Raw genomic sequence first — 8,234 nt, forward strand, 5'->3', positions numbered from 1 at the left:
GCGTTCATTCCAAGGCCCCACCAGAGGATTGGGTTCTGCAGACGACCGTTATCGTCCGGTAGTTTATGGTACTGGATCATCAACCAGCTCAAGCCGAAGCTCTCATGCCCTGAGGCGAGAGCGGCATACTTTCCATGATCGGATCAAGCTTTACCCTTCCCCATCTCCCGAAGCGGACATCAAGGGCCAGAGATAGTGGTTCAGTTCGAAATCTCGCGGGGCTGACTCGGCTGTAGTTGGCGCGCATCCGCGTGGCATGGCCCCGGTATGACAGATGTTACGAAACGCGGCCATGTGATCTCGGTGTTCCCGAGCGAGCAACAACCGGGCTCCTATCGGTGGAGCATCACGGCGTTGTCCACCACATCGGTAACTCAGTCGCCCTACGCTTTCGCGACAGCCTTAGGAGCCACGATGTCCGCGGAATGTTGGCTGCGCGAGATTGCGAAGAGGGGCAGCGAATGATCTTGTCCTCGCTGATCATTGAGGAGCGGATGGACCGAGATCCGGCCTGAGCCACCCCTCCCACATGGCCCGAACGACACGTCGGATAAACGAGCGTTTTCCGGACTTTTTCCGTCCGTGCTGGGTCGACCTAACAAGGAAGCGGACGTTCCGTTTCAGACCCAACCCAGACGCCTAGGCCGCCGTTATCTCCTCTTTGAAGCGGACGTTCGTCAGCCGTTCGGCAACTTCAGCTTGGGGTGGGAAGCGGGCCTGACCCTTCTCCCGCAAGCGGACGTTCCGCATCCGACCCAATATCGCCCTTTGGCCGAACCGTCCTCTTCACAAAGCGGACGGAAGGGAGGGCCTTCAAGCGGGACAACGACCCGAAACCCGTCCGTGCCGTTCGCCTGGGTGGAAATGATGAAGCTGCAAGCAGCCCGGCAACGTCTCTAGCGACGGCGCGGATCAAGGGGGGAGCGAACAGCGCTCGGACCCTCGCTCGATCTGTGTCCGAGACGGCCAAGCCCGGCGCCGGGCGGCCGAACAGGTAGCCCTGCATCTGGTCGCAGTCCAGCCCGCGCAGGATCGCCAACTGCTCCGCGGTCTCCACGCCCTCCACCGTCACCTGCATCCCGAGGTTGTGGCCGAGGTTCACGATCGCCCGCACGATCGTCAGCGTATCCGTATGCTCGCCCAGTCGCCGCACGAACGACTGGTCGATCTTGAGCTTGTCGAACTTGAACCCATGCAGGTAGCTTAGCGACGAGTAGCCTGTGCCGAAATCGTCTAGCGCCAGCCGCACCCCCAACCCGCGCAGATACGTCAGCACCGCTATCGCTGCTTCCGCGTCCTGGATCAGCACGCTCTCCGTGATCTCCACCATCAGCCGCGCCGGGTCGAGCCCGTGCCGGCCCAGCGCGGCGGCGATCGTCCCCGGCACGTCGGATTGACGCAGCTGGCTCGGCGATACGTTGATCGACACCCGCCACGGCCGAGGCCAATTGACCGCGGCGGCGCAGGCTGTCTCGATCACCCATGCGCCGATCCGCACGATCAGATCGCTTCGCTCGGCGAGCGGGATAAATTCGGCCGGCGAGACAATGCCACGCTCGGGGTGGTGCCAGCGGATCAGCGCCTCGAACGTCTCGATCTCGCCGCTGCTGCCGTTGACGATCGGCTGATAAAACAGGCGCAGCTCGCCACGTTCCACCGCCAAGCCAAGCTCGTACTCCATCTGGCGGCGCGCCTGGATCTGGGCGTCCATCGCCAACTCGAAGAAACGCACGGTGCCGCGCCCTTCGTCCTTGACGCGGTAGAGCGCGGTGTCAGCGGCGTGCAGCAGCGCCTCGGCCGTGCGGCCGTCGGCAGGGTACAGCGCCACACCGGCCGAAGCGCCGATTTCGAGCTGATGCCCCTCGACACGGAACGGGCGGCTCAAGGCCGCGACGAGCCGGCCGGCGACCTCCGAGACCTGATCCGGCGCTGATGCGTCGGCCAGGACAGCGACGAACTCGTCCCCGCCAACCCGAGCCAGGGTGTCGGCGGGCCTCAGCTCGGCGAGCATGCGCTTGGCGGCTCGAACCAGCAGCGCGTCGCCCGCTGCGTGACCGTACAGATCGTTGACCGGCTTGAAGCGGTCGAGATCGAGGTAGACCACCGCCACGCTGCCCGCCCCCCCATCCGCCGCATCCAGGGCCTGGGCGAGGCGCTGCCCCAGCAGGTAGCGGTTGGGCAGCTCGGTCAGGGCGTCGTGCAGCGCTAGGTGGCGGATGCGTGCCTCGTCCCGCTTCCGTTCGGTCAGATCGCGCAAGGCCACGGCGACGGCCGGCTTGCCGCCGAACTCGATGGTGCGGCACGACAGCTCGACCGGGACGAGGTCGCCCGCGGCGGTGCGAGCCTCGAACTCCTGCGGCTGCAGCGCCTCCGACCGGCAGGCCATGCGCCGGACCAGGGCGGGTGCGTCATGGGCGGCGAAAAGGTCGAGCATATTCTGGCCGATCAAGTCCTGGACCGGCGTGCCGATCAGACGCGCTCCAGCGCTGTTGACCTCCAGCACCGTGCCGGCGCGGTGGATGAGCAGCACCTCGTGAGCGAGGTCGCTGAGCAGGCGCATCCGGGCGAGTTCGCGGACCGTGCGCAGAGACAGGTGCTGCTGGAGCATGAGCATGGCGAGCCCAGCGATCAGGATGGCGAGGCTGATGAGGCCAACAGCCATTGCGAGGGCGCTGGACCCCAGAACATAGTCGGCGCCTTCCGACAGGCCGGACGGCGCGAGCGTCACCCCCGCCATGCCAGTGAAGTGCAGGCCGCAGATCGCCAGAGCGAGCCACAGCGCGACCTCGGCGCGGCGGGCGAGGCCACGCAGGTTGCTCGCGCGGGCCAGGGCCAGGGTGGCAAAGGTGGCGCTGAGAAGGAAGGAAGCGCCGACGTAGGTGGGGTTGAAGAAGATGAGGGCGGAGGCACGCATAGCCGCGACGCCAAGGTAGTGCATGCCGGCGACGGCGGAGCCGAGCATGAGGCCGGCGCATGCAAGCACGACCGGGCTGCCGGAGCGAAGCCGCCAGAGCGTGAGTGCGGCCAACGAACCAGCGATAGCGACGGCGATCGACGCGGCGGTTAGGTCCAGCTCGTAGGCGGTGTCGGTGCCGGGCAGGAACGCAAGCATGGCCACGAAGTGCAGCGCCCAGACGCTCGATCCGAACACCACCGCGGCGGAAACCAGCGCCCGCGTACAAGACTGGCCCCGCGCGGCTTTGGTCAGAGCCATCAAGGTTACGGTGACGAAGCAGCCGAGCGCGCAGATGGCCGCAGATAGGGCAACGAGACCGAGATCGTGCTGCCGCGTGATGCAGTCGAGTACGGTCAGCATGGCTTGCGAGACCACTCCTGCATCGCCGGCGTCGGCCCAAGGGGTTTGGCGAGATTTTTATGGTGGCCCGACGGCTAGTTGCTTATGCAACAACTACGGTTGAAGGACTATTAAGCGCTAAGACGTGTTGTTTCAGTCGGAACTGCGTGATTTTGTCCCTCCGGGAAAAGGTCCGATCCGACGACAGCGCCGTCAGAGAGCGGACTGGCAAAGGGCCACCCAACCGAGACGGGGGTCATCCTCCGCTCATCTGCCGCGAAGCGGACCTTCCGAGGGTCCGCAATGGGTCGGGACTGGGCTCGGCGGCGATTTCCGCTTTCATACATCGCCGTCCCGAAGCGGACCGGCAGAAATCCATCCAACCCAGCCGTAGGCCGCTGCCTGTCGTTAGCTTGAAAGCTGACCCTCGCATGGATCACATAGAGTTGCACTGAGCCACGGACGATCACGGGGCGCCTGGTTCCGTAGCGTGCCCTTATGCAAGCGGCATGAGGGGCTGAGAATGCCGCCTCCCACCGCGTAAGAAGGAACCCTTTCGATCAGTCAGTCATGACCCGTCCCCACGAGGTGGTCCGAGTTCAAAGTTAGTGCAGGGTCAGGGTCAGGCTTGCTCCACACTGGACTTTCCTACCCGAATCGTCTCACTTTGCTCGCTTGCGGTGCTATGGTGATTCTCGCCGTTTCACCGCAAACGAGAAGCGCCGATGACCCAGCATGTCCAGTCAGGCGGACGCCTAGCGCCTGTATCGAACCAGACCGCAGGACACGATGCTCGAATCCTCGGGGCCAAGCTGCGCGAAATCGCGTCCGTCGTCTTTTCGCCCTCTGAGGATAAGACGCTTCGACGCTTCACCTCCGGCGAGGTTGCCCGCATCCTCGGCATCACCGACAGCCGCGTCCGGCAGCTCTCGCCCGAGCTTCTCGTCTCGGAGCTGGAGGTCGCCCCCGGCGGGCGCCGTCTCTACACCCTGGCTGACATTCACGCGCTGCGTGCTTACCTCGACGAGATCGACCGAGTTGGCCGGCGCTACCTGCCTCATCGAGATCCGGCCAAGGGTGAGCACCTCCAGGTTGTCGCCTGCGTGAACTTCAAGGGAGGTTCGGGCAAGACCACTACCTCGGCCCACCTCGCCCAGTCGCTCGTTCTGCGAGGGTATCGCGTTCTTGCAATCGACCTAGACCCTCAGGCGAGCCTCTCTACGCTGCTGGGGGTACGACACGAGAACGAGCAGGAGCCCTACCCCACCATCTACGACGCGATCAGATACGACGAGGAGCGGCGGCCACTGAGTGAGGTGATCCGGCCGACCTACTTCACTGGGCTCGACTTGGTTGCAGCCGACCTTGAGCTTGAGGTCTTCGAGTTCGAGGCCCCGATGCATTCGGCTCGGCGTAAGGCAAACGATTCCGAGCCTCCGTTCTTCGCCAGGATGGGCTTGGCCCTGAGCGAAGTGGCTGACCGTTACGACGTTGTGGTGATCGATTGCCCCCCCCGGCTCGGCTACCTCACCATCGCGGCGCTGTGTGCGTCGACCGCCCTCCTCATCACCATCCATCCGCAGATGCTCGATGTGTCGAGCATGCGCCAGTTCCTCACGATGCTGGACGAGATCATGGAGCCGGTCCGCGAGCAGGGGGCTGCTCCAACCCATGACTGGTTCCGCTACCTTGTCACCCGGTTCGAGCCGCAGGACACGCCGCAGACCGAGGTTGTCGCAATGCTGCGCGGGCTATTCGGCGACCGAGTGTTGACCAAGGCCATGTTGCAGTCGACCGCCGTGTCGAACTCCGGCCTGCGCGGACAGACTGTCTATGAGACGCCGCTGCGGCGGGACGAAGTGACCGGTTCAACCTACCGGCGCGCGCTCGACGCGCTTGATGCGGTCAACGGCGAAATCGAGGGTCTGATCGCGCGTGTATGGGGCCGGACGTGAGCCAGAAGAAGCGCCTCAGCGCCATCATGGGAGTACCGGTCCAGTCGGACGCGGCACAACAGTCAACTCCAGATCCCTCAATGACTTACACCCCTGTATCAGGTGCTACAGGCCCCTCTCCCACTTCTGAGAAGCGTCCAGCCGCGGCACGCTCCATGGCGGCAATGTGGGCGGCATCCCGGCCGAGCTCCTTGGGCTCGGATGGTGCGGTGGTCGAGATCGACCCTGCGCTGTGCCTGCCATCGGCGATTGCCGACCGCGTGCCCGATGTAACCGACGAGAGCTTCAACGCCTTCATGGAGCAGGTCCGTGAGGAGGGGCAGCACACGCCAATCCTCGTGCGCCGCCACCCGAGCCGGAACAACCACTACGAGATCGCTTACGGGCGACGTCGGACCCGTGCGGCTATGGCTCTGGGCAAGCCTGTGCGTGCCGTGGTGCGGGATCTCTCCGATGCCGAGCTGATTATCGCTCAGGGCTCCGAGAACCTCGCGCGCGAGAACCTCAGCTACATCGAGAAGGCCCACTTCGCACGGAACATGGAACAGGTCGGCGTCGCCCGCGAGGTGATCCTGAAAGCTATGGGCGTGCACCGCCCTGACCTTGCGAACTACCTCTCTGTCGCAGAGGCCATCCCCGGCTCTGTGCTGACTGCGATCGGCCCGGCTCCCAAAGTCGGCCGCCCGCGCTGGCTGACGCTTGCTGACCGCATTCGCGCGGCGACTCCGGAGCAGGTCAATACCGCCCTTGCCTCCCCGGACCTCGCCGGCAAGGCGTCCGACGAGCGGTTCGCGGTGATCCTAGCCGCGCTAGCTGCGCCGTCGGCTCGCAAGGCGAAGCCGAGGGCCGAGACCCTAAAAAATGCCAAGGGTGTGAAGTTCGCTCGCGTCGAGCGAAGCTCTGACGGCATGCGCGTGACACTGGAGGAGAAGGCGGAACCAGGTTTCGCCAACTACCTCGCCGAGCGCCTCCCCGAGATCCTTGCCGCCTACAGGCAGAGCAAGGGCTAACCTGACCCGCAGCAAGAGCTCAAGGAGACGAGAACACCGCAAAAAAAGAAAGGGCCCCCGGAACCGCGTCCGGAAGACCCCCTCTGGTCATTAGCAAACGCAGAGGACCATATCTCCCGGCACATCGTCAAGCGTTTTGACGTCGATTTGGCCAACCCCCAATCTTCGCCCGGTACTCAGTCAGACGATGGATCTGCACATCACGACGCCCTTTGGGCGGCGGCGGGTGACGCCTGCGCAAATCCGAGCTCAAGCGAACGCGGACGGCTGCCCTAGCGAGACCACGGTTCACAAATGGACGGTGTTCCGCGACATCGCCCCGGCTCGCACCCGGCTCGGTCTTAATGATAGGGCACTCGCCGTTCTCAACGCACTTCTGACCTTTCATCCTGAGACCGCTCTGTCGGCCGGGGAGGAGCCTGGACTCGTTTTCTTCCCCTCGAACGCCGCTCTTGCTCTGCGAGCGCATGGTATCGCCGAGGCGACGCTTCGTAGGCATCTCGTGGCCCTAGTCGAGGCCGGGCTCCTCATTCGACGGGACAGCCCGAACGGGAAGCGCTACGTCCGGAGCGGGCAGGGGGAGCCATCGCCCAGGCCTACGGCTTCAATCTTACGCCCCTCGTCGCCCGCGCAGAGGAGATGGCCACGCAAGCCGGCGAGGTTCGAGCTGAGGCGCAGGCGCTGCGCGTCGCCTGCGAGCGCGTGACCTTGCTTCGCCGTGGCTGTGCGAAGCTCATCCAGGCCCTGGAGGCGGGGGGGGCTCACCAGGCACTGCGGTGACGCTACGGGACCGCTATGCCGCCGTTGTGGGTGCTCTTGCCGCGGGTGCCGGCGCCCGGGCATCTGGAGGAGGCGAGGGCTGCCCTAACAGCGCTCGCCTTCGATGTGGGCAAGCTGCTCATTGCACACGACGAATTATCAGAATTGAGCGGCACTTCCGCCCAATCCGAGCGGCAAATTCAGAATTCAAATCCAGAGAATCCTGACTTTGAACCAACCTTCGGAATGGTGATGAAGACCTCCGGCGTGCCACGTCGAGATGAAGCTAGCCCCATGGGCGATGGCGGTAAGCGGGGCACCTATCCCCTTGGTCTTGTTCTTAATGCTTGTCCTGACGTGGCGGACTTCGCCCGTGAAGAAATCTGCTCCTGGAGGGACTTGGCGGACACGGCGGAGGAGATCCGACCCATGCTCGGCATCAGCCCTGATACATGGCGCAAGGCATGTGAAGTAATGGGCGACGAGACCGCCGCTGTGACGGTGGCGGCGATTCTCTAGCGTGCCGAGCACATCAAGAGCCCTGGTGGGTACCTGCACGCCCTCGTAGAGCGGAAGAGGCGAGGGGAGTTCAGGCTCGGCCCGGTGCTACAGCCATTGATGCGCACTCAACCGCAAACTTTGCCTAGGCAACCCCGCGGCTGCTGTGCCGTTAACCGGGATCCTGATGCAGTTCGCGTGTCAAGAAGCGTTGAAACGGGACCCTGGATCGGCGTTCAATCGTGACTCTGACTCACTCTTGCTGATGCCGGCGGCGTTGAGGTTGCGGACATCCAGCATGGGGCGGCAAGCATGGGCCCCTGCTTCAGGTCGTCGAGCCTCGTACCTGCTGAGTTTGTCGTCGATCATCTCGATATAAGCGCCAATCGGATCGGTCTGGTCGTCAGGTCCGGAGCTGCGATGGCGGTTTGCCCAGACTACCGGACCTCGTCACGTCGCTTTCAAAGCCGCTACCAGCGCCGTGCTGCCGACCTGCCACTCGGTGGTTGGCGTGTCGAACTCCAAAGCATGGTACGATGCTTCTGGTGTGACGTCGCTGCCTGGGGGCGGAAGATCTTCGCCGAGTGATCTGTAAAGGGCGGACCAATTCCAGGCCGCTGTGGCGGAGTAAAACCAGGCCAATGGCGGCCGCAGCTTGAACGATGAAGGGGCCCGATCGGGCCCCTTCATCGTTTATCGCCGACCATGAGGCTCAAG

4 protein-coding genes and 2 pseudogenes are annotated in these 8,234 nt (G+C 64.2%); 5 read left to right on the plus strand and 1 reads right to left on the minus strand.

Going from position 1 to position 8,234, the window contains the following annotated elements; genetic code table 11:
* Positions 1-694 precede the first annotated feature (694 nt).
* Positions 695-3,316 carry an EAL domain-containing protein gene (locus tag FV223_RS14195; protein ID WP_147727654.1) on the minus strand — a complete coding sequence of 874 codons (2,622 nt, stop codon included), beginning with the start codon at positions 3,314-3,316 and terminating at the stop codon, positions 695-697.
* A gap of 704 nt (positions 3,317-4,020) precedes the next feature.
* Here FV223_RS14195 and repA point away from each other — a divergent pair.
* The 5 genes and pseudogenes from repA to FV223_RS14215 all read left to right on the plus strand — a co-directional run.
* On the plus strand, positions 4,021-5,250 hold the full coding sequence (gene repA / locus FV223_RS14200; RefSeq protein ID WP_147727655.1) for a plasmid partitioning protein RepA: 1,230 nt from the start codon (positions 4,021-4,023) through the stop codon (positions 5,248-5,250).
* 80 nt (positions 5,251-5,330) lie between these two features.
* The gene (gene repB / locus FV223_RS14205) at positions 5,331-6,260 is read left to right on the plus strand and encodes a plasmid partitioning protein RepB (RefSeq protein ID WP_281406259.1); all 930 of its coding nucleotides are present in this window, start codon (positions 5,331-5,333) and stop codon (positions 6,258-6,260) included.
* Positions 6,261-6,447: 187 nt separating this feature from the next.
* A pseudogene (gene repC, locus FV223_RS32565) lies at positions 6,448-7,040 on the plus strand (plasmid replication protein RepC).
* 105 nt (positions 7,041-7,145) lie between these two features.
* Complete coding sequence (gene repC / locus FV223_RS32570; protein ID WP_348644793.1) at positions 7,146-7,538, plus strand: replication initiation protein RepC; 393 nt, start codon at positions 7,146-7,148, stop codon at positions 7,536-7,538.
* Between the two features lie 291 nt (positions 7,539-7,829).
* Positions 7,830-8,102, plus strand: a pseudogene (locus FV223_RS14215) (ISL3 family transposase); the annotation flags it as partial.
* Positions 8,103-8,234 lie beyond the last annotated feature (132 nt).

This window comes from Methylobacterium sp. WL116 (genome assembly GCF_008039455.1).
In the GTDB taxonomy this organism is placed as follows: Bacteria; Pseudomonadota; Alphaproteobacteria; order Rhizobiales; family Beijerinckiaceae; genus Methylobacterium.